Raw genomic sequence first — 23,550 nt, 5'->3', positions numbered from 1 at the left:
ACGCCACGGCAAGCGTGGCGATCACATCTGAGAGCAAAATTTATTCCAGGCATTACTTCCAAGCACACCACGAACCAAATGTGGGAGCGGGCTTGCTCGCGAAGGCGGTGTATCAGTCACTGATGTATTAGCTGACACTCCGCCTTCGCGAGCAAGCCCGCCCCCACATTTTTTACCGGGTTCCGTCAGGCAAATTGGGCAGCGGCATAACCGGAAGCCCACGCCCACTGGAAATTGAACCCGCCCAGGTGACCGGTCACATCCAACACTTCGCCGATGAAGTACAAACCGGGGCTTTTCAGGGATTCCATGGTCTTGGACGAGACTTCCCGGGTGTCCACGCCACCCAGGGTGACCTCGGCGGTGCGATAGCCTTCAGTACCCGCCGGCACCAGTTGCCAGCTCCCCAGTTTGCCGGCGATGTCGGCAATCTCGGCGTGGGTGTACTGCTTCATCGGCTTGGAAACGAACCAGGTTTCGGCCAGCAGGTTGGCCATCTTCTTGGTGAAGATCTCACCCAGCAGGGTTTTCAGCTCGCTGTTCGGGCGCTCCACCTGTTGCGCTTGCAGCCAGGTGTGGGCGTCGTGGTCGGGCAGCAGGTTGATTTCCACGGTGTCGCCGGGTTCCCAGTAGGAGGAAGTCTGCAGGATCGCCGGCCCGCTCAGGCCGCGGTGGGTAAACAGGATGTTCTCGCGAAAGCTCTGGTCGTTGCAGCTCACCAGGCAATCCACGGACGTACCGGACAGCTCGCCGCACAATTCCTTGAGCTGGTCGGTGATGGTGAACGGCACCAGCCCGGCGCGGGTTGGCAGCAGTTCATGGCCGAACTGCTTGGCGACCTGGTAACCAAAGCCGGTGGCCCCCAGGGTCGGGATCGACAGCCCGCCGGTGGCGATCACCAGTGATTCGCAGCGCAACTCACCCAGGGTGGTTTGCAACTGATAGCCGCCATCGACCTTGGCAATCTCCTGCACCGAGGTGTCCAGGTGCATGCTCACGCCGACCTGGATGCACTCATCCAGCAGCATCCCGAGGATGTCGCTGGACTTGTTATCGCAGAACAGCTGGCCGAGTTTTTTCTCGTGGTACGGCACGCCGTGCTTGGCCACCAGCGCGATGAAATCCCACTGGGTGTAGCGGGCCAGGGCGGACTTGCAGAAGTGCGCGTTGTGGGAGAGGAAGTTGGCAGGCTCCGTGTACATATTGGTGAAGTTGCAGCGGCCACCGCCGGACATCAGGATCTTTTTGCCGGCCTTGTTCGCGTGGTCGATCAACATCACCTTGCGCCCACGCCCGGCGGCGGTCAGCGCACACATCAAGCCTGCGGCGCCGGCGCCAATGATCACAACTTCGGTCGAGCGCACAGCCATGTCCTCATACAAATTCTGAATTGGAATACAGTCAAATGTGGGAGCGGGCTTGCTCGCGAATGCGGAGTGTCAGTCACCGAATCTGTCGACTGATATACCGCATTCGCGAGCAAGCCCGCTCCCGCATTTTTGATCTCGGTATAGCTTGAGATCTTTACAGGATACGCACGCGCAACGAACGGCCTTTGATCTTGCCGTCATTCAAACGCTGCAGCGCCTGCTTGGCGATACCGCGTTCAACGGCCACGAACGCCTGGAAATCAAAGATCGCGATCTTGCCGACCTGGGCCCCCGGAATCCCGGCTTCACCGGTCAGTGCGCCAAGGATATCGCCCGGGCGAACCTTGTCTTTACGGCCGGCGGCGATGCACAGGGTGCTCATCACCGGCAGCAACGGGCCGCCGCTTTGCGGCTTGAGGTTGTCCAACTGGTCCCAGTTCAGCGGCGACTTCTGCAACTGCTCGATGGCCTGGGCGCGGTGGGCTTCAGACGGGGCAACCAGGCTGATAGCGATGCCAGTCTCACCCGCGCGCCCGGTACGGCCCACGCGGTGAATGTGGATTTCCGAGTCGCGGGCCAGTTCGACGTTGATCACCATGTCCAGCGCATCAATATCCAGGCCACGGGCGGCTACGTCGGTGGCCACCAGTACCGATGTACTGCGGTTGGCAAACATCGCCAGCACCTGGTCACGGTCGCGCTGTTCCAGGTCGCCATGCAGGCCAACGGCGGAGATGCCCTTGGAGGTCAGGTGATCCACGGTTTCCTGCACTTGCTGCTTGGTGAAGCAGAAGGCTACGCAAGAAGCCGGACGGAAATGCGCCAGGACCTTGGTCACCGCGTCCATGCGCTCTTCCGGGGAAATCTCGTAGAAGCGCTGCTCGATCTGATCGTCCGAGTGGAACGCTTCGGCCTTGACCTGTTGCGGCGCGCGCATGAATTTCGAGGCCAGTTGCTTGATGCTCACCGGGTAGGTGGCCGAGAACAGCAGGGTCTGGCGGCGGGCCGGGGTCTTGCTGATGATGTCTTCGATGGCGTCGTAGAAGCCCATGTCGAGCATGCGGTCGGCTTCATCGAGGATCAGCGTGTTCAAGCCGTCCAAAACCAGCGAACCCTTGCGCAGGTGCTGCTGGATGCGGCCCGGGGTGCCGACGATGACGTGGGCGCCGTGCTCCAGGGAGGCGATCTGCGGGCCGAGGGACACGCCGCCGCACAGGGTCAGCACCTTGATGTTGTCTTCGGCGCGGGCCAGGCGACGGATTTCCTTGGCCACCTGGTCAGCCAGCTCGCGGGTCGGGCACATGACCAGTGCCTGGCAACCGAAGTAGCGCGGGTTGATCGGGTTCAGCAGGCCGATGCCGAAGGCTGCGGTCTTGCCGCTGCCGGTCTTGGCCTGGGCAATCAGGTCCAGCCCTTTGAGGATCACCGGCAAGCTTTGCGCCTGGATCTGCGTCATCTCGACATAACCCAGCGAGTCGAGGTTAGCCAGCATGGCGGCGGACAGGGGCAAAGTATTAAAAGCGGTGGCGATGGTAGTCACGGGACTGGCTCTGCAAAACAAAATGTCGCGCAGTGTACCAGCCCCGTGGGATTTTCCCTGCAAGTTCTAGACGAGAAGCCTGTTAATGCTCAATGTCGTGCTCACGGCTGACCACGCGTTTGCCGTCTTTTGGCGACAATTGCAGGAAGATCGCCGCCGCCAGCATCGCCATGATGCCCACGGTGACGAAGGTCAACTGGAACGCGCCGAGCACGGTGTCGACCCCGTCGTTGCCCACTTCGGCGGTAAAACCACCCAGCAGCGCACCGGCGCAGGCCACCCCAAGGCTCAGGGACAACTGCGCCACCACCGACAGCAAACTGTTGCCGCTGCTGGCCTGGGCGTCGTCGAGGTCGATCAGGGTCACGGTGTTCATCGCGGTGAATTGCAGCGAGTTGATCGCCCCGAGGATCGCCAGCATGCTCAGCAGCAGCGGGTAGGGCGTGTGTTCGCTGACCAGGCCCATGCTTGCCAGCATGATGCCCAGCGCCAGGGTGTTGCCGGTCAGCACCACGCGGTAGCCCAGGCGCTCGATCAGCGGCCGGGCGATGGACTTGGCAAACATCGCCGCCGCCGCCAGGGGCAGCATGCTCATCCCGGCTTCGGACGGTGAGTAACCGAGCGCCACCTGCAGCAACAGCGGCACCAGGAAAGGCAACGCGCCGCTGCCCAGGCGAGCGAACAGGTTGCCGAGGATGCCCACCGCAAAGGTCCGGGTCTTGAACAGCACCGGCGAGAACAGCGGGTTGTCGATATGCCCGGCGCGCAGCCAATACGCCGCCAGGCACGCGAGGCCGCCGAACAGCAGCAACATCACCCGCAGGTGCGGCAGGTGCAATTCGCCGAGGCCTTCCATGGCGATAGTGATCAGCACCATCGCCGCGCCGAACAGCAGGAAACCCACGCCGTCGAACCGCGTACGTTCGCTGCCGCGCAGGTCGGGGATGAATTTCCAGACGGCGTAGCAGCCGATGATGCCCACTGGCAGGTTGATCAGGAAGATCCAGTGCCAGGTCAGGTATTGCACCATCCAGCCGCCCATGGTCGGGCCGAGCAGCGGGCCCAGCAGCCCGGGAATGGTGATGAAACCCATGATCCGCACCAGCTCCGAGCGCGGGTAGGCGCGCAGCACCACCAGCCTGCCCACCGGCAACATCAACGCACCGCCCAGGCCCTGGATCACCCGGGCGCCCACCAGCATGGTCAGCGTGCTGGAGAGCGCGCAGAGCAACGAGCCAATGCTGAACAGCATGATCGCGCCGAAGAAAATCTTCTTGGTGCCGAAGCGGTCGGCCACCCAACCCGAGGCGGGAATCAGCAGGGCCACGGTGAGCATGTAGGCAATCACTACGCCTTGCATGCGCAAGGGGTTCTCCGCCAGGTCTCGAGCCATGGCCGGCAAGGCGGTGTTGAGAATCGTCCCATCCAGCGACTGCATGAAGAAGGCAATCGCTACCACCCAGGGTAGCCAGCGGGCGGTCTTGGCATCGAGAGGGGCGCGATTCGGCATGAGTTACCTTTTTGTTAGCAGCCTATGTGTCGGCGATTATGCGCCATCGGCGGCTCCTTTTCCCACAGGCCCTTCGTCTATATCTGACAACGCCACGTGTTTGCCCACCAGGAAATCAATCAGCGCGCGGTGCACGGCCAGGGCCGCTTCGCGGGATTCCAGGTCGAGCAAATGGCCGGTGTGTTCGGCGGTGGCGAAGCTGCTGCGGCCTACGTATTTCTTGAACAGTTGGGCTTCGTCTGCCGGGGTGTACTCGTCCAGCACGCCGTTGAGGAAGTGCACCGGGGTTTCGATCCGGGTCAGTTGCGGCAGGTAGTTGCCGTCACCCAGGGCCAGCACCTGATGGATATGGAAGCGTGCCTGGCGATACTCGGTGGTGGCCATGGTCGACAGGTGCCGGTGGTTGTTGCGCTTGAGCCGGGGCGACAGGTATTTGCCCACGGTTTCATTCAGCAGATGGCCGACGGCGGATTTGTCATCGGCCTCGATCAGCACGCGCACCCGCTCTACGTATTCGAGCATGGCCTGGTTGAGGTTGGGCGCCAGTGCCATCACCACCGAGCTTTCAATCGACGGCGGGTTATGGGCGAGGGTCAGCAGCGTGGAAATCCCGCCCCATGAGGCAGACACCAGGTGGTTGACCTCAAAGCGTTCCACCAGAGCGCGCAGGATCTGCACTTCATCGTCCTTGGTCACAAGGTCGAGGTCGGTGTTGTGCGGGCGTGAATAGCCGGAGAACGGCAGGTCGAACATCAGCACATTGAAGTGCTCGGACAGGCACTTGCTGGTGCGTGCAAACGAGCGGGTGGTGGACAGCGCGCCGTTGACCAACAGCACGGTTTTCTTCTCTGGGTTGTTACCAAGCTGCTCTACGTGAACGTTGTAGTGCTTGAACAGCTTTTCAATGACAAAACTTCCATGGTTCATGTCAACGCTCCAGCTTGCCCTATCCCGGGCAAGGTCGTGCATCACTTGCGTGCAAGTGGGTTGAGGACGGCGGGGTGTTGTTTGAGTTTTTTTACCGCGCGGACGTGGCTAGGTGCCACCAACCTTTATAACGAGGTTTTTCGCGAGCGACAACTGGCCGGACGGCCAGGTGTCTGGAGTGGGGCTTTGAGGATGAACCGAATCAAAATGTGGAATGCGATCAACTGTGGGAGCGGGCTTGCTCGCGAATGCGGTGCCTCAGTCACAGATGTAGTGGCTGACACGCCGCATTCGCGAGCAAGCCCGCTCCCACATGGGTTTTGCGTTGCTTATAAGGTCAGGGTCAGGCGTTTTACCAATGCGCCCGGTAATAGATTCGACGAGGTATTGCGCTGGCTGTACGTACTCGCCGACAGCAGCAATTCCCGATCAGCGGTCAGCGCTTCCAGTTGCGAGCCCAGCAGGTTGTAAACGCTGTCATCAAAACGCATGGTGCTGACCGGCGCCTTGATCTCGCCGTCTTCGACCCAGAACGTGGCGAAGCGGGTCATGCCGGTCAGGCGTGCGGCGGGCTGGTCGGAGTAGTTCAGGTACCACAGGTTGCTGATGTACAAGCCGGTACCCAGTTGCTTGAGGATATCGGCCTGAGCCAGGTCGCCGGCGGCCATCTGCAGGGCGCTTGGAGATTCATCGCCGCTGGCGCCATTGGTGCTCAAGCCGTATTCGGCAGCACTGCGAGAGTTCACCAATTGGCCTTCAGCCTTGCCGGCATTGATCAGCTTCACATCACTGCGCGGATAGCCGTCACGGGAAAACGCCGAACTCAGGGAGCCGCTGACCTGTTCGTCCAGGGTCACCAGCGGGCTCAAGGACTGATCACCGCCATACAACCGTTGCAACGGACTGCCTTTGCTGGCGATGGCCTGGGCGGAAAACCCGCCCCAGGTCAGCATGCTGATGATCTCTTCCATGGCCGCCGGTGCCAGGTAGGCGCGGTATTGCCCCGGTGCCAGCGGGTGCAGCGGGCGACCAAGGTATTCCAGTTGCTCACGGGCCTGCTTGAAACGCTGCGCGAAGGCCACGCTGTCCCAATCGTTGCCGGCGTAGCTGGCTTTCACCGCTTCACCGTTGGCGTGGAACAGGCTGAAGTCGAAGTTGAAACTGTTGGCCTGGTGCCAGCCGAAGGCGCCTGATGAACTGGCGAAACCACGGCTGATAGGGCCGGCGGCGTAGAAGCCGACCATGTCCACACCTTCAGCGGCCAGGCTGACTGCTTCCAGCACCTGGGCCAGGTCCGGCAGTGGTCGGTCCTGCTGGTCCTTGTTTTGCCAGGCGTTGTGGTTGAGCAGCAGGTACGGATCCTGCGGCAACAACGGCAAGGTCTCGCGCAGTTGTTGCAGGCCGTCGGCCAGGCGCTGGCGATCCAGTTCAGGCTCGCCCGCCAGGGTGATACCGAGGTCGGCGTGGCGCCCGTCGTTGATCAGCTTCAGGTTCAGGCTGGCTTGTTGCACCTGGCCGGCCTGGCGCACTTTGCCGTGGTTGAAACGCACAAACTCGGAGGACTCGTCGGCGTAGCCGAGGTGGAATTGTTCTGTCTCGGTGATGGCCTGCTTGAGCCAATCGACCAATGCCTTGAAGTTGTTCATCAGGCATCTCCCCCAAATACATCAATATTGCTGAACACACAGGCCGGCGATGCATGGCCGACGCGGATCACCTGGTTCGGTTCGCCCTTGCCACAGTTTGGCGTACCCAGGACCCTGGAGGTGCTGGCGTCGCCTACAGCGCTGAGGTTGCGCCAGAACTGTGCGGAGATCGCCCGGTAGTTGGGGTTCTTGACCACGCCTTTGAGTTCACCGTTTTCAATCAACTGGCCCCATTCGCAACCGAACTGGAATTTGTTGCGCGCGTCGTCAATCGACCACGAACGGTTGGTGGACATCAGGATGCCGTTCTCGATACCGCCAATCAGCTGCGCCATGCTTTTGTTGCCGGGCTCGATGTTGAGGTTGGCCATGCGGTCGATCGGCGCGCGATTCCAGCTGCAGGCACGGCTGTTGGCCACGCCGTCCATGCCAGAACGGTATTGAGACAGCGCCCCGCCCAACGGTTTGAGCAGCAGACCCTCTCGGATCAGGAATTGCTTGCTGGCTTTGGTACCGTCGTCGTCATGGCCATAGCTGGCAAGCTGCTCGGGAATGTCCGGGTCAAAGGTCACGTTCAACAGGTTGGAGCCATATTGCAAATGGCCGAAATCGCTGGCCTTGACGAAGCTGGTGCCGGCGTAATTGCGCTCGTCGCCGAGGATGCGGTCCAGTTCCAGCGGGTGGCCGATGGATTCGTGGATCTGCAGGATCATCTGGTCGGGCGTCAGCAGCAGGTCGCGTTTGCCGTTGGGCGTGTTTGGCGCCAACAGTAATTGCAGGGCGCTGTCTGCGACTTTTGGGGCCGCGCCCACCAGGCCGAAGCGGCTGATCACGTCAAAGCCGCCTTGCTGGCCGAAGTTGGTGCCGCCCAGGGTGCGGGTCTGGCTGTCGTTGCCGTCGTAGGCCGTGACGTTGACACCCGGGAACACAAACCGCTGGGCCTGGCGCAGTTCGGCGCCGGCGCTGTTGAGGTAGATCTGTTCGACGTGGGTGGTGCCCAGGCTGACTTCCCAGTTCACCAGGCGCTCGTCCTTGGGCACGGCGGCCGATTCGGCGCCGAGCAGTTGGTAGCAGTCGCTCAGGGACGGAAAGGGCTGGTCTAGGTTCGGCGACAGGTAGTCGGCAATGTCGCTGGACACTGGCTGGTCGCGCAGGTCGAGCAGGGCGTGGGGCTTGATGAGCCGGGCTTGCTGTTCGGCGCGCTCAAGGGCGGCTTGCAGGCCGGGCAGGGAAATGTCGTGGGTGGCGGCGTAGGCTTCGACGCCATTGAGGCGCACGGTGAGCATCGCACCTTCGTCCTGGCTGAGGTGTGGCGGCTCGGCGACGTTCTTGCGTACCGACAGGTACTGGCCGGACTCGCGGACGTAGCGCAGGGAAAAGAATTCGGCGGTGGTGCGCAGGGCACTGAACTGCTTTTTGAGTGTGGCGTGGTGTTCGAACATGGGGCCTTCCTTGTGGGCGGCTCGGCGCGGGCAGGCAAACAGAGTAGGCCTGGGCTGGGAGCTGATCAAGGAAAGTGTAGGCGGGCGGGAGGTCTTGCGGTGTCAGATCGGGCCTCTTCGGGAGCAAGCCCCCTCCCACATTTGATCGGGTTCACACGGTCAAAAATGTGGGAGCGGGCTTGCTCGCGAAGGGAGCACCTCGGTCCATCAGTTACTGCGCAGTAGGACCCACTTCACGCATCGGCTTGCCACGCACCGGCGCATCGCCTGCCACGTAGTAATCCGCAGTGCTGCGCGGCAGTGGCTTGCGGCCACGGATCTTGTCGGCGATTTTCTCGGCGATCATGATCGTCGGCGCGTTCAGGTTGCCGGTGGTGATGATCGGCATGATCGAGGCGTCAACCACGCGCAGACCCTGCATGCCATGCACGCGGCCTTCGGCGTCAACCACGGCCATCTCGTCGGTGCCCATCTTGCACGAGCAGGACGGGTGGAACGCCGTCTCGGCGTGCTCACGGATAAATTTATCCAGTTGCTCGTCGGTCTGTACGTCGATGCCCGGGCTGATTTCGCGGCCACGGTATTGGTCGAGTGCCGGCTGTTGCATGATTTCACGGGTCAGGCGGATGCCGTCGCGGAATTCCTGCCAGTCCTGTTCGGTAGACATGTAGTTGAAGAGGATGCTCGGGTATTCCCGTGGGTTCTTCGACTTCAGCTGCACGCGGCCACGGCTCGGCGAACGCATGGAACCCATGTGCGCCTGGAAACCGTGCTCTTTCACACCGTTGCTGCCGTTGTAGTTAATCGCTACCGGCAGGAAGTGATACTGGATGTTCGGCCAATCGAATTCTTCACGGGTACGGATGAAACCGCCCGCTTCGAACTGGTTGCTGGCGCCGATGCCGGTGCCGTTGAACAGCCACTCGGCACCAATGGCCGGCTGGTTGTACCAGAGCAGCGACGGGTACAGCGAGACCGGTTGGGTGCACGCGTATTGCAGGTACAGCTCAAGGTGATCCTGCAGGTTTTCGCCGACGCCAGGCAGGTCGTGGACCACCGGAATGTCGAGGCTTTCCAGCAGTTTCGCCGGGCCAACACCGGAGCGTTGCAGCAGTTGCGGCGAAGCGATTGCGCCGCTGCACACCAGGACTTCCTTGCGGGCACGGGCTTCAACGCGTTCTTCAGCGGCACCGATCAGGTAGCGAACGCCAACGGCGCGCTTGCCTTCGAACAGGACTTTGTCGGTCAGGGCATGGGTGACGATGGTCAGCGTCGAGCGCTTCTTGGCCGTGTCCAGGTAACCGCGAGCGGTGCTGGCGCGACGACCGTTTGGCGTCACGGTACGGTCCATCGGGCCGAAGCCTTCCTGCTGGTAGCCGTTCAAGTCGGAGGTAGCGGGGTAACCGGCCTGTACGCCGGCTTCAACCATCGCGTGGAACAGCGGGTTGTTGCCGGCCTTTGGCGTGGTCACGCTGACCGGGCCGTCGCCACCGTGGTAGTCGTTCGGGCCGATGTCGCGGGTTTCGGCTTTACGGAAATACGGCAGGCAGTCCAGGTAGGTCCAGTCTTCCAGGCCCGGCAGTTTCGACCAGTTGTCGTAGTCCATCGCGTTGCCGCGGATGTAGCACATGCCGTTGATCAGCGAGGAGCCGCCGAGGCCCTTGCCACGACCGCACTCCATCCGGCGGCCGTCCATGTGTGGCTCTGGATCGGTTTCGTAGGCCCAGTTATAGCGGCGGCCTTGCAGCGGGAACGCCAGGGCGGCTGGCATCTGGGTACGGAAATCGAAACGGTAGTCCGGGCCGCCGGCTTCCAGCAGCAGGACGGTGACGCCTTCGTCTTCGGTCAGACGGGTCGCCAGGGTGTTACCGGCGGAGCCGGCACCCACAATGATGTAGTCGTATTCTTGGGACATTAAATGCACCCTCGTGAAAGTTGGTTCAGGCTGCTTTTGTGGCGAGGGAGCTTGCTCCCGTTCGACTGCGCAGCAGTCGCAAAGTCAGCGCTCGAGTTCTGTCTGAAAGAAATGCGGTACCTGGCATGGGGCTGCTTCGCAGCCCGACGGGAGCAAGCTCCCTCGCCACATGGGCCATGCCAGGCTCAATCAGGTTTTAGAACACCGAGGCGTAGTCGCCCAGCTCAACCTGTACCGATTTGATGCGAGTGAAGTTGTTCAGCGAGCTGATCCCGTTTTCACGGCCCACGCCCGACTGCTTGTAGCCGCCCACCGGCATCTTCGCGTCGGACTCGCCCCAGGCGTTGATCCAGCAGATACCGGCTTCCAGCTGATGAATCACGCGGTGGGCGCGGTTCAGGTCCTTGGTCACCAGGCCCGCGGCCAGGCCGAAGTCGGTGTCGTTGGCGCGGCGGATCACTTCTTCTTCGGTGTCGTAGGTGAGGATGCTCATCACCGGGCCGAAGATTTCTTCACGGACGATGGTCATTTCGTCGGTGCAGTCAGTGAACACGGTCGGGGCCACGTAGGCACCCTTGGCGAATTCACCGTCGGTCAGACGGTCGCCGCCGCACAGCACGCGGGCGCCTTCTTCTTTACCTTTGGCGATGTAGCCGAGCACGCTTTCCATGTGGGCGAAGCTGACCAGCGGGCCGAAGTTGGTGTTTTCATCTTCCGGGTTGCCGATGCGGATGCGGGCAACGCGCTCGGCGATCTTGGCTTCGAAGGCGCCTTTGAGGGCGGTCGGAACGAATACGCGGGTGCCGTTGGTGCAGACCTGGCCCGAGCTGTAGAAGTTGGCCATCATCGCGATGTCGGCGGCGCGGTCGAGGTCGGCGTCGTCGAAAATGATCAGCGGGGATTTGCCGCCCAGTTCCATGGTGACTTCCTTGAGCGAAGAGCTCGAAGCGCTGGCCATGACTTTCTTGCCGGTGTCGGTGCCGCCGGTGAAGGAGACTTTCTCGATGCGCGGGTGTTCGGTCAGCCAGGTGCCGACTTCACGGCCGCTGCCGGTCAGGACGTTGAACACGCCATCCGGAACGCCGGCGGCGGTGTAGATTTCAGCCAGTTTCAGGGTGGTCAGCGAGGTGACTTCGCTTGGCTTGAAGATCATCGCGTTACCGGCCGCCAGGGCAGGTGCGGATTTCCACAGGGCGATCTGGATCGGGTAGTTCCACGCGCCGATACCGGCCACGACGCCCAGTGGCTCGCGACGGGTGTAGACGAAAGAAGTGTCACGCAGCGGGATCTGCTCGCCTTCGATGGCGGGCACCAGGCCTGCGTAGTATTCCAGCACGTCAGCGCCGGTGACGATGTCGACGTATTGGGTTTCGGAATACGGCTTGCCGGTGTCCAGGGTTTCCAGGGCGGCCAGTTCGTCGTTGCGCTCACGCAGGATGTCGACGGCACGACGCAGGATGCGCGAACGCTCCATGGCAGTCATGGCGGCCCAGATTTTCTGGCCCTTTTCGGCGCTGACCACAGCGCGCTCGACGTCTTCTTTGGTAGCGCGTTGCACGTTGGCGAGAACTTCACCGTTAGCCGGGTTGATGGCTTCGAAAGTGGCATCGCTGCCAGCGTCGGAGTAGCCGCCGTCAATGTAGAGTTTTTGCAGTTCGAAACGGGCCATAAAGTCCTCGCAAGTGCATTAGTGGTTGGCGCGGTTCGGGAGTTGAGCGTTTATGTGTGCTCTAACTCACCTGCTTGGCCAATTGGAAATCCATGTATTCGTAAGCGATCCGTTGCGCCTGCTCCGTGTCAAAAGCGTCTCCCGACAGGGCGCCGCGCAACCACAAACCGTCGATCAGGGCCGCCAGGCCTCGGGCTGCGCTGCGTGCCTCGGGCAACGGCAACGCTCGGCGGAACTGGCAACACAGGTTGGAATACAGACGGTGATCGTTGATCCGCTGCAGCCTGTGCAATGACGGGTGGTGCATGCTGGTGGCCCAGAAGGCCAGCCAGGTTTTCATAGCCGGGCCGTTGACTTGGCTGGCGTCGAAGTTGCCTTCGATGATCACCTGAAGATGGGCCCGCGGGCTGTCATCTTTCAGCGCCAACCGGCGCTCGGTGACGTTCTCGATCAGCACGTTCATCAGGTACCGCATCGTGGCGGCGATCAGGCCATTCTTGTCCTGAAAATAGTGACTGATGATGCCATTCGAGACACCGGCCAGACGGGCGATCAGCGCAATGCTGGCATCCCCCATTCCGACCTGATCGACGGCCGTCAATGTGGCTTCGATCAACTGCTGGCGGCGTATGGGTTGCATACCGACCTTGGGCATCGTGCACCTCTCCTTAGGCCTGCCAACGGGCGATAAACGTCCGTCGGCTTGAGGGCCAGTCTATTTTGTTTTGATTGAACGTTCAATCAACAAAGAATAAGATCTGCGACAAATGGTCGCTGCCTACAGGTATTTCCTACGTGCATGTGGCGCCACCTGACATCGGGAAAACCCATGAAACAGCCCGGCACAGCGGTTCGCCGGGGGTTTATGGTTTTTCGGGGTGTCTTTATACACCCGTCCGTCGACTGCCGAAAAATCGATGGCTCGGGTCAAGCGTTGCCTTGTGTTTCTCTGCACTGCCCGGAGCATCTGTGCCATGAGTTCTGCCTCTCTTATAAAGACCCCGCCAGAAAAGGTGCGGGTCAACGGTTGGGTGTTCTACACCTCCACCGCGCTGATTCTGTTGTTGACCGCGATTCTGATCATCGCCCCGCAGGAAGCCGGCAGGATGCTCGGTGTGGCCCAAGCCTGGTTGTCGAAAAGCTTTGGCTGGTACTACATGGTCGTGATCGCCGCCTACCTGGTGTTTGTGGTGGGCCTGGCGTTTTCGTCCTATGGCAAATTGAAACTGGGCAGCAAGGACGACACCCCGGACTTCAGCTACGGCGCCTGGGCCGGCATGCTCTTCTCGTCGGGCATCGGCATCTCGCTGCTGTACTTCGGTGCGTCCGAGCCGCTGGACCACTACTTCAACCCGCCTGAAGGCGCATCGGCCACTGGCGACGCTGCGCGTCAGGCGTTGCAGTTGACGTTCCTGCACTGGGGCCTGCACGGCTGGGCGATCTACGCACTGGTCGGCCTGGCCGTGGCGTACTTTGCCTACCGTCATAACCAGCCGCTGGCCTTGCGTTCGGCGCTGTACCCGCTGGTGGGCGAGCGTTGGGTCAAAGGCGCGGCCGGTCACGCGGTAGACGGCTTCGGCATGTTCGTAACGCTGCTGGGCCTGGTGACGAACCTGGGGATTGGTTCGATGCAAGTGTCGTCCGGGCTGGAAAACCTGTTCGGCATGCAGCACAGCAACACCAACCTGCTGATCGTGATCATCGTGATGAGCACCGTGGCGACCATTGCCGCCGTGTCGGGTGTGGAGAACGGCATTCGCCGCCTGTCCAACCTGAACATCGTGCTGTTCAGCGGCCTGCTGATTTTCGTGCTGCTGTTCGGCCCGACCCTGCACCTGCTCAACGGCTTCGTGCAGAACATCGGCGACTACATGAACGGCATCGTGCTGAAGACCTTCGACCTGTACGTGTACGAAGGCGACGCCGACAAGACCGAACGCTGGATGGGCCTGTGGACCCTGTTCTACTGGGCCTGGTGGATTTCCTGGGCGCCATTCGTGGGCATGTTCATCGCGCGTATTTCCCGTGGTCGCACGGTGCGTGAACTGGTGGCCGGCGTGCTGCTGATCCCGCTGGGCTTCACCCTGGCGTGGCTGTCGATCTTCGGCAACTCGGCCCTGGACCTGGTGGTGAACCATGGCGCGGTGGAGTTGGGCAAGACGGCGCTGGAACAGCCGTCCATGGCGATCTACCAACTGCTTGAGCATTACCCGGCGTCGAAAATCGTCATCGGTGTGTCGATCTTCGTCGGCTTCGTACTCTTCCTGACCCCGGCGGATTCCGGCGCGGTGATGATGGCGAACCTGTCCTGCAAGGGCGGCAACGTTGACGAAGATGCGCCGCACTGGCTGCGGATTTTCTGGTCGGCGGTGATCACCCTGGTGACCATCGGCCTGCTGTTCGCCGGTAACTTCGAAGCCATGCAAACCATGGTGGTGCTGGCGGGCTTGCCGTTCTCGGTGGTGCTGGTGTTCTTCATGTTCGGCCTGCACAAGGCGATGCGCCAGGACGTGGCGATCGAGTTGGAGCAGGCGCAGTTGGCCGAGCGTGGTCGGCGTGGTTTCAGCGAGCGTTTGACTGCCCTGGACCTGCAACCGAGCCAGGGTACCGTGCAACGCTTTATGGACAAGCACGTCACGCCGGCGCTGGAAGAAGCGGCGACTGCGTTGCGTGACCAGGGGCTGGAAGTGCAGACCCTGCTGGGCAAATCCAAGCGCTGCATTGGTGTGCGCATCGAGATGCAAGAGGGCAATCCGTTTGTCTACGAGGTCAGCCTGGATGCTTATTCGTCGGCACCGAACGACTTGCCCGAGGAAGAACGCACGCGCTACTACCGCGCCGAGGTTTACCTGCACAACGGGTCTCAGGAATACGACCTGATGGGCTTCACCCAGGAGCAGATCACCCGGGACGTGCTCGATCAGTTTGAAAGCCATCGGCAGCTCCTTGGCCGTGTCTATAGCTGAGTGTTGAAAGGACAGGTGGTGTCGTTACTGACACCACCTGAGCAAAATGTGGGAGCGGGCTTGCTCGCGAATGCGCAGTGTCAGTCAGTACATCTGACACTGATACACCGCATTCGCGAGCAAGCCCGCTCCCACATTTTTTTTGCGGTGTCTGTTAGCCCAGGTTCTTGCCCAAGAGGGCGTGATAGAGCTCGCTGTCACCCAGAATCCCCACCACCTTGTTGTTGTCCTGCAGCACCAGCTTGTTCCCTGTCTGATACCGAATCTGCAACGCCTCACGCATCCCGATATTCGAATCCACCAGCGTCGGCATCCGGCCCAGGCCCTCCACCGATTGCCCCGGTGCCCAGTTCTGCAGGTTCAGCACCGAACCGTTCTGCCGCGCGCCCTTGATGGTGTTGCCTTCGGCCAGGTCCAGCCACGAGTCACCGCCCGGGTCCAGGCTGATGGAGCCGTTGACGTGGGTGCAGTTATCCACCGTGCGCATCAGGCTGCGGCCACACAGCACATTCAGCGGGTTGGTGTGGGCCACGAAGGTCCGCACATAGTCATCCGCCGGGTTCAGCACGATCTCTTCCGGCACGCTGTACTGGATGATCCGCCCGTCTTTCATGATCGCGATGCGGCTGCCGAGTTTCAGCGCCTCATCCAGGTCGTGGCTCACGAATACGATGGTCTTGCTCAGCTTGCGTTGCAGCTCCAGCAACTCATCCTGCAAGCCCTGGCGGATCAGCGGGTCGAGTGCCGAGAAGGGTTCGTCCATCAACAGGATATCGGCGTCCATCGCCAATGCGCGGGCCAGGCCGACACGCTGCTGCATGCCACCGGAAAGCTCGTCGGGCTTCTTGTTGCGCCACTGCGACAGGCCCACCAGTTCCAGCTTGTCGTCCACCAGCTTGCGTCGTTCTTTCTCCGGGCGGCCCTGCATCTCCAGGCCGAAGCTGATGTTCTCGCGCACCGTCAGCCAGGGCATCAGGGCGAACTTCTGGAACACCATGGCGATGCGCTGGGTGCGCATCATTTTCAGCTCGGCGGGGGTGCAGGATGCGATGTCGATCTGGCGACCTTCATGCTCCACAAACAGCTTGCCGCGGCTGACGGTGTTCAAGCCGTTGATGCAGCGCAACAAGCTCGACTTGCCCGAGCCGGACAGGCCCATCAGCACGCAGATCTCGCCTTTCTCGACATCCAGGCTGGCGTTTTCAACGCCGACAATCTGCCCGGTCTTTTTCAGGATCTCGTTGCGCGTCATGCCCTGGTCCAGCAGCTTGAGCGCCTCGCGTGGGTCTTTGGAGAAGATCACGTCGACATTTTCGAATCGGATAATGCTCATGCATCACCCCCTACTTTGGCGTCGGGTTGTTTGCAGATGCGGTCGAGCATGATGGCCAGCAATACGATCGCCAGGCCGGCTTCAAAGCCCAGGGCGATGTCGGCGGTGTTCAGCGCGTTGACCACCGGTTTGCCGAGGCCGTCGGCGCCCACCAGGGCCGCGATCACCACCATCGACAACGACAGCATGATGCATTGGGTAATGCCGGCGGCGATGCTCGGCATGGCGTGGGGCAGTTCGATCCGCGAGAGCAACTGACGGCGCGAGCAGCCAAAGGCCTTGCCGGCGTCCATCAACTCTTGCGGCACATCACGGATACCCAGGTAAGTCAGACGGATAGGCGCGGCAATCGCAAACACCACCGTGGAAATCAGCCCGGGCACCACACCCAGCCCGAAGAGGGTCAGGGTAGGGATGAGGTAGACGAAGGTCGGTACGGTCTGCATCAGATCGAGCACCGGCCGCATCAGGGTGTAGAACATCGGTTTGTGCGCGGCAACAATGCCCAGCGGCACCCCGATCACCACGCAGACCAGGGTGGCGAACAGCACTTGCGCCAGGGTCTCCATGGTTTCCTGCCAGTACCCCAGGTTGAGGATCAGCAGGAAGGAGGCGATGACAAAAACGGTCAGGCCCCATTTGCGTTGAATGAAGTGAGCGAGCAGCGCAATCAGACCGATCAATGCCAGTGGATTGAACCAGGTCAGCGCGAACGTCACGCCGTGGATCATCGTTTCCAGGGTCGATGCGATTGCGTCGAAGTAGGCGGCCCCGTGTTGGGTCAACCACTCAACGAAGGCAGCGATGTACTGGCCTAGCGGGATTTTATGTTCAGTCAGCATGGTAGTGAATGTCCACATGCGAAGAGGAAAAACATCCCGGGCCAGCGTACCGGCCCGGGGTCAGCGGTTACTTGGCGAGGTAAGCTTTGACGGCCTCCAGTCCTGGTTTGCCATCGACCGTGGTGACACCGGCGAGCCAGGTGTCGAGCACTTGCGGGTTCTTCTTCAGCCACGCCTTGGCGGCGGCGTCGGGCTTCATTTTGTCGTCCAGGACGTTACCCATCAGGGTGCTTTCCATGTTCAGGGTGAACGACAGGTTTTTCAGCAACTGGCCCACGTTGCTGCATTCCTGGGTGTAGCCCTTGCGGACGTTGGTGTAGATGGTGGCCTGGCCGTAGTTGGGGCCGAATGAATCATCACCCCCGGTCAGGTACTTCATCTTGAAGCGGGTGTTCATCGGGTGCGGTTCCCAGCCGAGGAACACGATGGCCTGGTCGCGCTTGGTGGCGCGTTCCACCTGCGAAAGCATCCCGGCTTCGCTGGATTCGACCACTTTGAAACCGGCGGTTTTCAGGCCGAAAGCGTCCTTGTCGATGAGGGTCTGGATGGTCCGGTTGCCATCGTTGCCCGGCTCGATCCCGTAGATCTTGCCGCCCAGCTCATCCTTGAATTTGACGATGTCGGCGAAGTCTTTCAGGCCCTTGTTGTACAGCGCTTCCGGTACGGCCAGGGTGTACTTGGCGTTTTCCAGGTTGGCGCGCACGGTTTCCACGGTGCCGGCATCACGGTACTGCTTGATGTCGTTTTCCATGGTCGGCATCCAGTTGCCGAGAAAGATGTCCATGTTCTTGCCGTCGGCCAGGGACTTGTAGGTCACGGGTACTGAAATCATCGTGGTGCGGGGTTTGTAGCCGAGGCCCTTGAGGACTTCGCTGGTGGTGGCCGTGGTGACGGTGATGTCGGTCCAGCCGACATCGGAGAAGTTGACGGTCTGGCATTGCGCCGGTTCTGCAGCGTGAGCCACGACTGGCAGACTCAGCATGGCGGCCAACAACAACGACGGGGAACCTTTCATGGGGGTGGACTCCTGGTGTTTTTCTGGCGGCAATAACACCGCGCTTATAGGTGTTGCGGTTGGGCGTGCGGCACAGCTCTGCCACGCAACTGTGCAAACGAGTCGAGACTGATCATGTACCAGTGAAAATCTGACGCCTACAGGGGGCGTCGTATCCAGTACAGGGATGGTCGTATCCAGTGTCGGTGACGTCGCTTACAGATTTTTTCCACGGCAAAACTGCACTTTTTACCGATCTGCACCGCAAAAAACGGCCAAAACGTCGCCTTCCACAACAGCGGCGCTGATGAGCATGGGTACGTCGGTGTGAGACGCCGTGAGCGCCAGCAAAAGCTTGATGATGGCCGCATCTGGGCGGATTGCGACATGAGCGTAGCAGCTCCGTCACCAGGCGTTATGTGCGCCTGGCCTGTGCTCATCGAGGAGTTTCACGGCAATGGCTATCAGCGTTTTCGACCTGTTCAAGATCGGCATTGGGCCTTCGAGTTCTCACACCGTCGGCCCCATGCGCGCCGCGGCGTTGTTCGTTCAAGGATTACGTGAACGTGATGTGTTGGAACAAGTCAGGCGCGTCGAAGTTCAGCTGTATGGCTCCTTATCGGCCACGGGCATCGGTCACGGCAGCGACAACGCGGTGATCATGGGCCTGATGGGCGAGTGGCCGGACGCGATCGATCCGTCACAGATCGGCATCCGCATCGAAACCCTGCGCGAGACCAACACCCTGCTGCTGGACGCACGTTTGCCGGTGCCTTTCTTATGGGCGCGGGACATGCGCCTGATCGACGAAAACCTGCCGTTCCACCCCAATGCCATGACCCTGGTGGTGTTTGGTGATAACGGCGAGCTGCACCGCGACACCTACTACTCGGTGGGCGGCGGATTCGTGGTGGATGAAGCCCAGGCCAAAAGCGGCGTGGCGGACATGGACCGCACCGAGCTGCCCTATGATTTTTCCAGTGCGGTGGAACTGCTGCAGCTGTGCAAGACCCACAACCTGCGCGTCGCTGAGCTGATGTTGGCGAACGAAAAAACCTGGCGCTCGGAAGAAGAAATCCGCAGCGGCCTGATGAAGCTTTGGCGCGCCATGCAGGATTGCGTGGAGCAAGGCCTAAAGCACGAAGGCATCCTTCCCGGCGGTCTCAATGTTCGGCGGCGTGCAGCCAAGTTGCACCGCAGCTTGCAGGAGCTGGGCAAGCCGAACGTGATCGGCTCGACCTTGAGCGCGATGGAATGGGTCAACCTGTTCGCCCTGGCGGTGAATGAAGAAAACGCCGCCGGCGGGCGCATGGTCACGGCACCGACCAACGGCGCGGCGGGGATCATCCCGGCGGTGCTGCACTACTTCATGAAGTTCAGCGAAGAAGTGACCGAGGCCAACGTGGTCGACTATTTCCTCGGCGCGGCGGCGGTGGGCATCCTGTGTAAGAAAAACGCGTCGATCTCGGGTGCCGAAGTCGGCTGCCAGGGTGAAGTCGGCTCGGCGTGCGCCATGGCGGCGGCGGGGTTGGCGGAGATCCTCGGTGCGACGCCGGAGCAGTTATGCAACGCGGCGGAGATCGGGCTGGAGCACAACCTCGGCCTGACCTGCGACCCGGTAGGCGGGCTGGTGCAGGTGCCGTGCATCGAGCGTAATGCGATTGCCGCGGTGAAGGCGATCAACGCGGCGCAGATGGCGCTGCGGGGGGATGGCCAGCACTTCATCTCGCTGGACCGGGTGATCCGCACCATGCGCGATACCGGGGCGGATATGCATGACAAGTACAAGGAAACATCGCGGGGTGGGTTGGCGGTGAGTGCGGTGGAGTGTTGATCCGGAAAGACCGTGTCGCCTGCATTCGCGAGCAAGCCCGCTCCCACATTCGACCGAGTTCCTACTGAAAAAACGCGGTCAAGTGTGGGAGCGGGCTTGCTCGCGAATGCGGTAGACCGGGCAACACTGCTCATAAAGTGAACACCAGAACCAAAAGCGCCACCTTTTAGCGCGTCGCAATTAGATAAGTAGCTCCCGAACGATTTCCCCTCATGACCATCGGTCACCCGTGCCTGTGGTGACAGACTTTTCCCACGTCGTTTCTCTCCCTTCCCACAAGTGCTACCGATCTGCTCACACACCTTGAGCCTGCGTTCTCTCACGTCTTTTCTGGGTCATATCCCCCACTCCATGCGCGGGCTTATATAGACACGTCATGAGGTCGTTTTCAGGAGTTATTGAATACGCATTCAACTTTAGGCATGGCATTTGCTCTATCAATACAAAGCCTCTCGCCATAGGAGTTTCCTTAAGGCGATGAGCGCAATAACAAGAGCCTCGCCTGAGGCCATCACCCGCTTTGTGTGAGGAGATACCGCGATGACGTCGTTCAACTCCGGGGCTCAACCCCAGAACCGTGCGCCTCAATCCATCGGCTTTTTGCTGCTGGACAATTTCACGCTGATTTCCCTGGCCTCCGCAGTCGAACCCCTGCGCATGGCCAACCAACTCTCCGGCCGCGAGCTGTATCGCTGGACGACGTTGAGTGTGGACGGAAACCAGGTGTGGGCCAGCGACGGTCTGCAAATCACCCCCGATGCTTCCATGCACAAAGCCCCGGCCCTGGACACCGTGATCGTCTGTGGCGGCGTGGGTATCCAGCGCACCGTGACCCGTGAACATGTGTCGTGGCTGCAAAGCCAGGCGCGCCAATCCCGTCGCCTTGGCGCGGTGTGCACCGGCAGCTGGGCCCTGGCCTGCGCCGGCCTGCTGGACGGGTTTGATTGCAGCGTGCACTGGGAATGCCTGGCGTCGATGCAGGAAGCCTTTCCCCGCGTGGCCATGAGCACACGCCTGTTCACCCTCGACCGCAACCGCTTCACCAGCTCCGGCGGCACCGCGCCGCTGGACATGATGCTGCACCTGATCAGCCGCGACCACGGCCGTGAGTTGTCGGCGGCGATCTCCGAGATGTTTGTGTACGAGCGCATCCGCAACGAACAGGATCACCAGCGTGTGCCGCTCAAGCACATGCTTGGCACCAACCAGCCGAAGTTGCAGGAAATCGTCGCGCTGATGGAGGCCAACCTGGAAGAGCCGATCGACCTCGATGAACTGGCGGTGTACGTAGCGGTTTCCCGGCGTCAACTGGAGCGGTTGTTCCAGAAATACCTGCACTGTTCGCCGTCGCGCTACTACCTCAAGTTGCGCCTGATCCGTGCGCGGCAGTTGCTCAAGCAAACGCCGATGTCGATCATCGAAGTGGCGTCGGTGTGCGGGTTTGTCTCCACGCCGCACTTCTCCAAGTGCTACCGCGAATACTTCGGCATTCCGCCGCGGGATGAGCGTGTGGGTTCCAACACCACGCAGCAGGTGGCGATGATGCCGATTCCGCAGGCGCTGGTGTTGTCACCGTTGTCCGGGCCGTTGTCGGCGTTGAGCCAGGCCAGGAATGAGTCGACTTTCGCGAGTGTAAGGCTTTAGACCGAGTCGCCTGCATTCGCGAGCAAGCCCGCTCCCACACTTGACCGCGTTTTTTCAGTAGGAACGCGGTCGAATGTGGGAGCGGGCTTGCTCGCGAATGCGGTATATCAGGCGCCAGAGTTCTGCCGAAACTGCACCAAAGCCGGCAACAACTGCTTGTCGATCGCCTGCCTCACCGCCGGCAAGATCGTCGCGCTGCCGGTGTACATCTGCTCAACCATACCCTTGAGCGCCTTGGCCCGCGCCGCGCTCAAGCCGCGCACCGCACACTCGCAAGCCTGCTCGGCGGTAGCGCCGCTGGACACCTCGAAACCCAACGACCGCAGCTGGCCCAGCAGGTCATCCTGGTCAATCAAATCCGCGTGCATCATGACGTTAATCCTTGTTAGGGGAGCGGGGGATTGAAGTCGATTCTGGTAGGCCATCACCGAGTCGGCAAGGCCTGAATGCATGAATGTCCGGCACACCTATGAACAGGTCGTTTTCGGCTAACTCGCAAGGCAGGGGAGTGTGCACACTGTCACCAAGCAAGCAGCTTGAAGGTTTGGTCACCCTCGGGATGCGCCGCTCACACAAAGCACTCTGCCCCGATCCTGTCACGGCTGGATCGGGGCTTTTTTTGAGCTGAAATTTGAGGTGAAGCTGCTGGCCCCTTCGCGAGCAAGCCCGCTCCCACAGTTGACCGCGTTTTTTCAGGAGGAACTCGGTCAAATGTGGGAGCGGGCTTGCTCGCGAAGGGGGAGCCTCGGTCTACCGCTGCAACACCAATATCCGCGACAACAACTCATCCCGATCGATATAGCAGCCCTGGAAATGCCGCGCGCCGGACGCCGGATCAAACGCATTGCGCGCATGCAGGGTCCGGCGATTATCAAAGCACCACAGCTCGCCCGGATTCAGACGTTTGACCAGCCGAAAACGCTCTTCCCGGGTCATCGCAATAAACCGGCGATAGGCGCGATAGAGCAACGGCATCTGCTCTGCAGGCGCCTCAAACGGCCCGCGCAGAAAGTTGGCCATGCGAATCTCGGCGACTTCACCTAAGGCATCCAGAGCGATGATCGGCGCCAGCCGGCGATAGTCGCTGTGACGGTCCTTGTTGCGAAACTCCACCGGGATCTCGCACAACGCGCGAAAGGCTTCCGGATCTTCGTCCCGCAGCGCCCGGGCAATCGCAAAACCGTCGACAAAAATACTCTCGCCCCCGTCGGCGTCGTTCACCAGGCAATGCAAGAACTGCAGCCCGGGTTGCAGCTCCCGCGTCGGCAAATCACTGTGCAGCGGCAGGTTGAATGCCGTGTAGGCGTTGCTGTCGGCATCGGCCTTGGACTGCACGTTGAACAGCACGCCGAAGTTGCTCTCGCGGATGAACGAAATGCGCTTGGCGATCAGCGCCAGCGAGCCAGGTTCGGTGGGCACACCGCGCACTTGGGTGAGGCCGCTGTCACGCAAAGCCAGCAGCCATTGCAGCAGGGCTTTCGGGTCTTCCATCAGCGCTGCGTAGTCGAATACGGGCAGCTCGAACGTACGGTCCCACAGCAGGGATTTCGGTTTGGCAGCCCGGCGTTCGGCGCGGGACTCATCGTCGTAGGCGTGCGCCCGCAACCATCCGGGATCGTATTGGCTGCGATGCCCGCCGCTCCATTCCACTGTCAGCAGACCCTGGTCGATACGTGCACTGAGGGCCGTGAGGTGTTCGTCCACATCGACGATTTCCAGCACCTGTTCACGGGTCACGCTGTAGACGCAAACAGGGCACGGGCAGTTATCCCGCAGCCACTGGTGATGAAACGGGCTGACCCGCCCATCGGCCCATCGCACACTGAGGTGATCGCCGTGCACCTGCACATCGGCCAGGTCACTGATCAGTGGGTAAGTACGGAAGTCGGCAACAGCGGCGGCGGTTTGCATGGCGATT

General features: G+C 61.1%; 17 protein-coding genes. 3 read left to right on the top strand and 14 right to left on the bottom strand.

Annotation, left to right across the window (positions count from 1 at the left end; all coding sequences use genetic code 11):
• Positions 1-185: 185 nt before the first annotated feature.
• The 9 genes from HX807_RS13605 to betI all read right to left on the bottom strand — a co-directional run bounded on the left by HX807_RS13605 (position 186) and on the right by betI (position 12,674).
• The gene (locus HX807_RS13605; RefSeq protein ID WP_177050236.1) at positions 186-1,364 is read right to left on the bottom strand and encodes an NAD(P)/FAD-dependent oxidoreductase; all 1,179 of its coding nucleotides are present in this window, start codon (positions 1,362-1,364) and stop codon (positions 186-188) included.
• A 160-nt stretch (positions 1,365-1,524) separates the two neighbouring features.
• Positions 1,525-2,862, bottom strand: a complete 1,338-nt coding sequence (gene dbpA, locus HX807_RS13600; protein ID WP_231988901.1) for an ATP-dependent RNA helicase DbpA — start codon at positions 2,860-2,862, stop codon at positions 1,525-1,527.
• A gap of 130 nt (positions 2,863-2,992) precedes the next feature.
• Entirely contained in the window at positions 2,993-4,420 is a 1,428-nt protein-coding gene (gene mdtD / locus HX807_RS13595; RefSeq protein WP_003216894.1) for a multidrug transporter subunit MdtD, read from the bottom strand.
• A gap of 36 nt (positions 4,421-4,456) precedes the next feature.
• Entirely contained in the window at positions 4,457-5,347 is an 891-nt protein-coding gene (locus HX807_RS13590) for an alpha/beta fold hydrolase (protein WP_003216895.1), read from the bottom strand.
• 329 nt (positions 5,348-5,676) lie between these two features.
• Positions 5,677-6,993 (bottom strand): TldD/PmbA family protein, encoded by a 1,317-nt coding sequence (locus HX807_RS13585; protein ID WP_008434052.1) that lies wholly within the window; start codon positions 6,991-6,993, stop codon positions 5,677-5,679.
• Positions 6,993-8,435, bottom strand: a complete 1,443-nt coding sequence (locus tag HX807_RS13580; protein WP_008434050.1) for a TldD/PmbA family protein — start codon at positions 8,433-8,435, stop codon at positions 6,993-6,995. Before HX807_RS13580 ends, HX807_RS13585 begins: the two co-directional genes overlap by 1 nt.
• Positions 8,436-8,646: 211 nt before the next feature.
• Positions 8,647-10,350, bottom strand: a complete 1,704-nt coding sequence (gene betA, locus HX807_RS13575) for a choline dehydrogenase (RefSeq protein WP_008434047.1) — start codon at positions 10,348-10,350, stop codon at positions 8,647-8,649.
• A 196-nt stretch (positions 10,351-10,546) separates the two neighbouring features.
• Entirely contained in the window at positions 10,547-12,019 is a 1,473-nt protein-coding gene (gene betB / locus HX807_RS13570; protein ID WP_003216900.1) for a betaine-aldehyde dehydrogenase, read from the bottom strand.
• A 61-nt stretch (positions 12,020-12,080) separates the two neighbouring features.
• A complete protein-coding gene (gene betI, locus HX807_RS13565) occupies positions 12,081-12,674 on the bottom strand; it encodes a transcriptional regulator BetI (protein ID WP_003216902.1) in 594 nt (197 codons plus the stop codon).
• Between the two features lie 376 nt (positions 12,675-13,050).
• On the opposite strand from betI, the gene HX807_RS13560 reads away from it, so the two are divergent.
• Positions 13,051-14,985, top strand: coding sequence for a BCCT family transporter (locus tag HX807_RS13560; protein ID WP_371316476.1), 1,935 nt, complete (start codon positions 13,051-13,053; stop codon positions 14,983-14,985).
• Between the two features lie 154 nt (positions 14,986-15,139).
• Here the strand turns inward: HX807_RS13560 and choV are convergent, their stop codons facing one another.
• The 3 genes from choV to HX807_RS13545 all read right to left on the bottom strand — a co-directional run bounded on the left by choV (position 15,140) and on the right by HX807_RS13545 (position 18,175).
• The gene (choV, locus tag HX807_RS13555; protein ID WP_003216907.1) at positions 15,140-16,318 is read right to left on the bottom strand and encodes a choline ABC transporter ATP-binding protein; all 1,179 of its coding nucleotides are present in this window, start codon (positions 16,316-16,318) and stop codon (positions 15,140-15,142) included.
• The gene (gene choW, locus HX807_RS13550; protein WP_003216909.1) at positions 16,315-17,160 is read right to left on the bottom strand and encodes a choline ABC transporter permease subunit; all 846 of its coding nucleotides are present in this window, start codon (positions 17,158-17,160) and stop codon (positions 16,315-16,317) included. The genes choV and choW overlap by 4 nt, the downstream gene beginning before the upstream one ends.
• A 67-nt stretch (positions 17,161-17,227) precedes the next feature.
• The gene (locus HX807_RS13545; RefSeq protein ID WP_003216912.1) at positions 17,228-18,175 is read right to left on the bottom strand and encodes a choline ABC transporter substrate-binding protein; all 948 of its coding nucleotides are present in this window, start codon (positions 18,173-18,175) and stop codon (positions 17,228-17,230) included.
• Between the two features lie 436 nt (positions 18,176-18,611).
• Between HX807_RS13545 and HX807_RS13540 the strand changes: the two genes are divergently transcribed.
• Both HX807_RS13540 and HX807_RS13535 read left to right on the top strand, forming a co-directional pair.
• Positions 18,612-19,988, top strand: coding sequence for an L-serine ammonia-lyase (locus tag HX807_RS13540; protein ID WP_177020218.1), 1,377 nt, complete (start codon positions 18,612-18,614; stop codon positions 19,986-19,988).
• A 540-nt stretch (positions 19,989-20,528) separates the two neighbouring features.
• The gene (locus HX807_RS13535) at positions 20,529-21,632 is read left to right on the top strand and encodes a GlxA family transcriptional regulator (RefSeq protein ID WP_003216915.1); all 1,104 of its coding nucleotides are present in this window, start codon (positions 20,529-20,531) and stop codon (positions 21,630-21,632) included.
• Between the two features lie 107 nt (positions 21,633-21,739).
• On the opposite strand, the gene HX807_RS13530 is transcribed toward HX807_RS13535, so the two are convergent.
• A complete protein-coding gene (locus HX807_RS13530) occupies positions 21,740-22,003 on the bottom strand; it encodes a hypothetical protein (RefSeq protein ID WP_003216918.1) in 264 nt (87 codons plus the stop codon).
• A gap of 379 nt (positions 22,004-22,382) precedes the next feature.
• Complete coding sequence (locus tag HX807_RS13525) at positions 22,383-23,543, bottom strand: gamma-butyrobetaine dioxygenase (protein ID WP_008430627.1); 1,161 nt, start codon at positions 23,541-23,543, stop codon at positions 22,383-22,385.
• Positions 23,544-23,550: the final 7 nt, after the last annotated feature.

The sequence above is a fragment of the Pseudomonas sp. D8002 genome, assembly GCF_013385695.1.
Taxonomy (GTDB): domain Bacteria; phylum Pseudomonadota; class Gammaproteobacteria; order Pseudomonadales; family Pseudomonadaceae; genus Aquipseudomonas.
This window is presented reverse-complemented; position numbering and strand designations above follow the sequence as displayed.

Bases quoted from the DNA above. Each gene is read 5' to 3' on its own strand.
- dbpA (WP_231988901.1), bottom strand. From the start codon at position 2,862: ATGCTGGCTAACCTCGACTCGCTGGGTTATGTCGAGATGACGCAGATC.
- mdtD (WP_003216894.1), bottom strand. From the start codon at position 4,420: ATGCCGAATCGCGCCCCTCTCGATGCCAAGACCGCCCGCTGGCTACCC.
- HX807_RS13590 (WP_003216895.1), bottom strand. From the start codon at position 5,347: ATGAACCATGGAAGTTTTGTCATTGAAAAGCTGTTCAAGCACTACAAC.
- HX807_RS13585 (WP_008434052.1), bottom strand. From the start codon at position 6,993: ATGAACAACTTCAAGGCATTGGTCGATTGGCTCAAGCAGGCCATCACC.
- HX807_RS13580 (WP_008434050.1), bottom strand. From the start codon at position 8,435: ATGTTCGAACACCACGCCACACTCAAAAAGCAGTTCAGTGCCCTGCGC.
- betA (WP_008434047.1), bottom strand. From the start codon at position 10,350: ATGTCCCAAGAATACGACTACATCATTGTGGGTGCCGGCTCCGCCGGT.
- betB (WP_003216900.1), bottom strand. From the start codon at position 12,019: ATGGCCCGTTTCGAACTGCAAAAACTCTACATTGACGGCGGCTACTCC.
- betI (WP_003216902.1), bottom strand. From the start codon at position 12,674: ATGCCCAAGGTCGGTATGCAACCCATACGCCGCCAGCAGTTGATCGAA.
- choV (WP_003216907.1), bottom strand. From the start codon at position 16,318: ATGAGCATTATCCGATTCGAAAATGTCGACGTGATCTTCTCCAAAGAC.
- choW (WP_003216909.1), bottom strand. From the start codon at position 17,160: ATGCTGACTGAACATAAAATCCCGCTAGGCCAGTACATCGCTGCCTTC.
- HX807_RS13545 (WP_003216912.1), bottom strand. From the start codon at position 18,175: ATGAAAGGTTCCCCGTCGTTGTTGTTGGCCGCCATGCTGAGTCTGCCA.
- HX807_RS13540 (WP_177020218.1), top strand. From the start codon at position 18,612: ATGGCTATCAGCGTTTTCGACCTGTTCAAGATCGGCATTGGGCCTTCG.
- HX807_RS13535 (WP_003216915.1), top strand. From the start codon at position 20,529: ATGACGTCGTTCAACTCCGGGGCTCAACCCCAGAACCGTGCGCCTCAA.
- HX807_RS13530 (WP_003216918.1), bottom strand. From the start codon at position 22,003: ATGATGCACGCGGATTTGATTGACCAGGATGACCTGCTGGGCCAGCTG.
- HX807_RS13525 (WP_008430627.1), bottom strand. From the start codon at position 23,543: ATGCAAACCGCCGCCGCTGTTGCCGACTTCCGTACTTACCCACTGATC.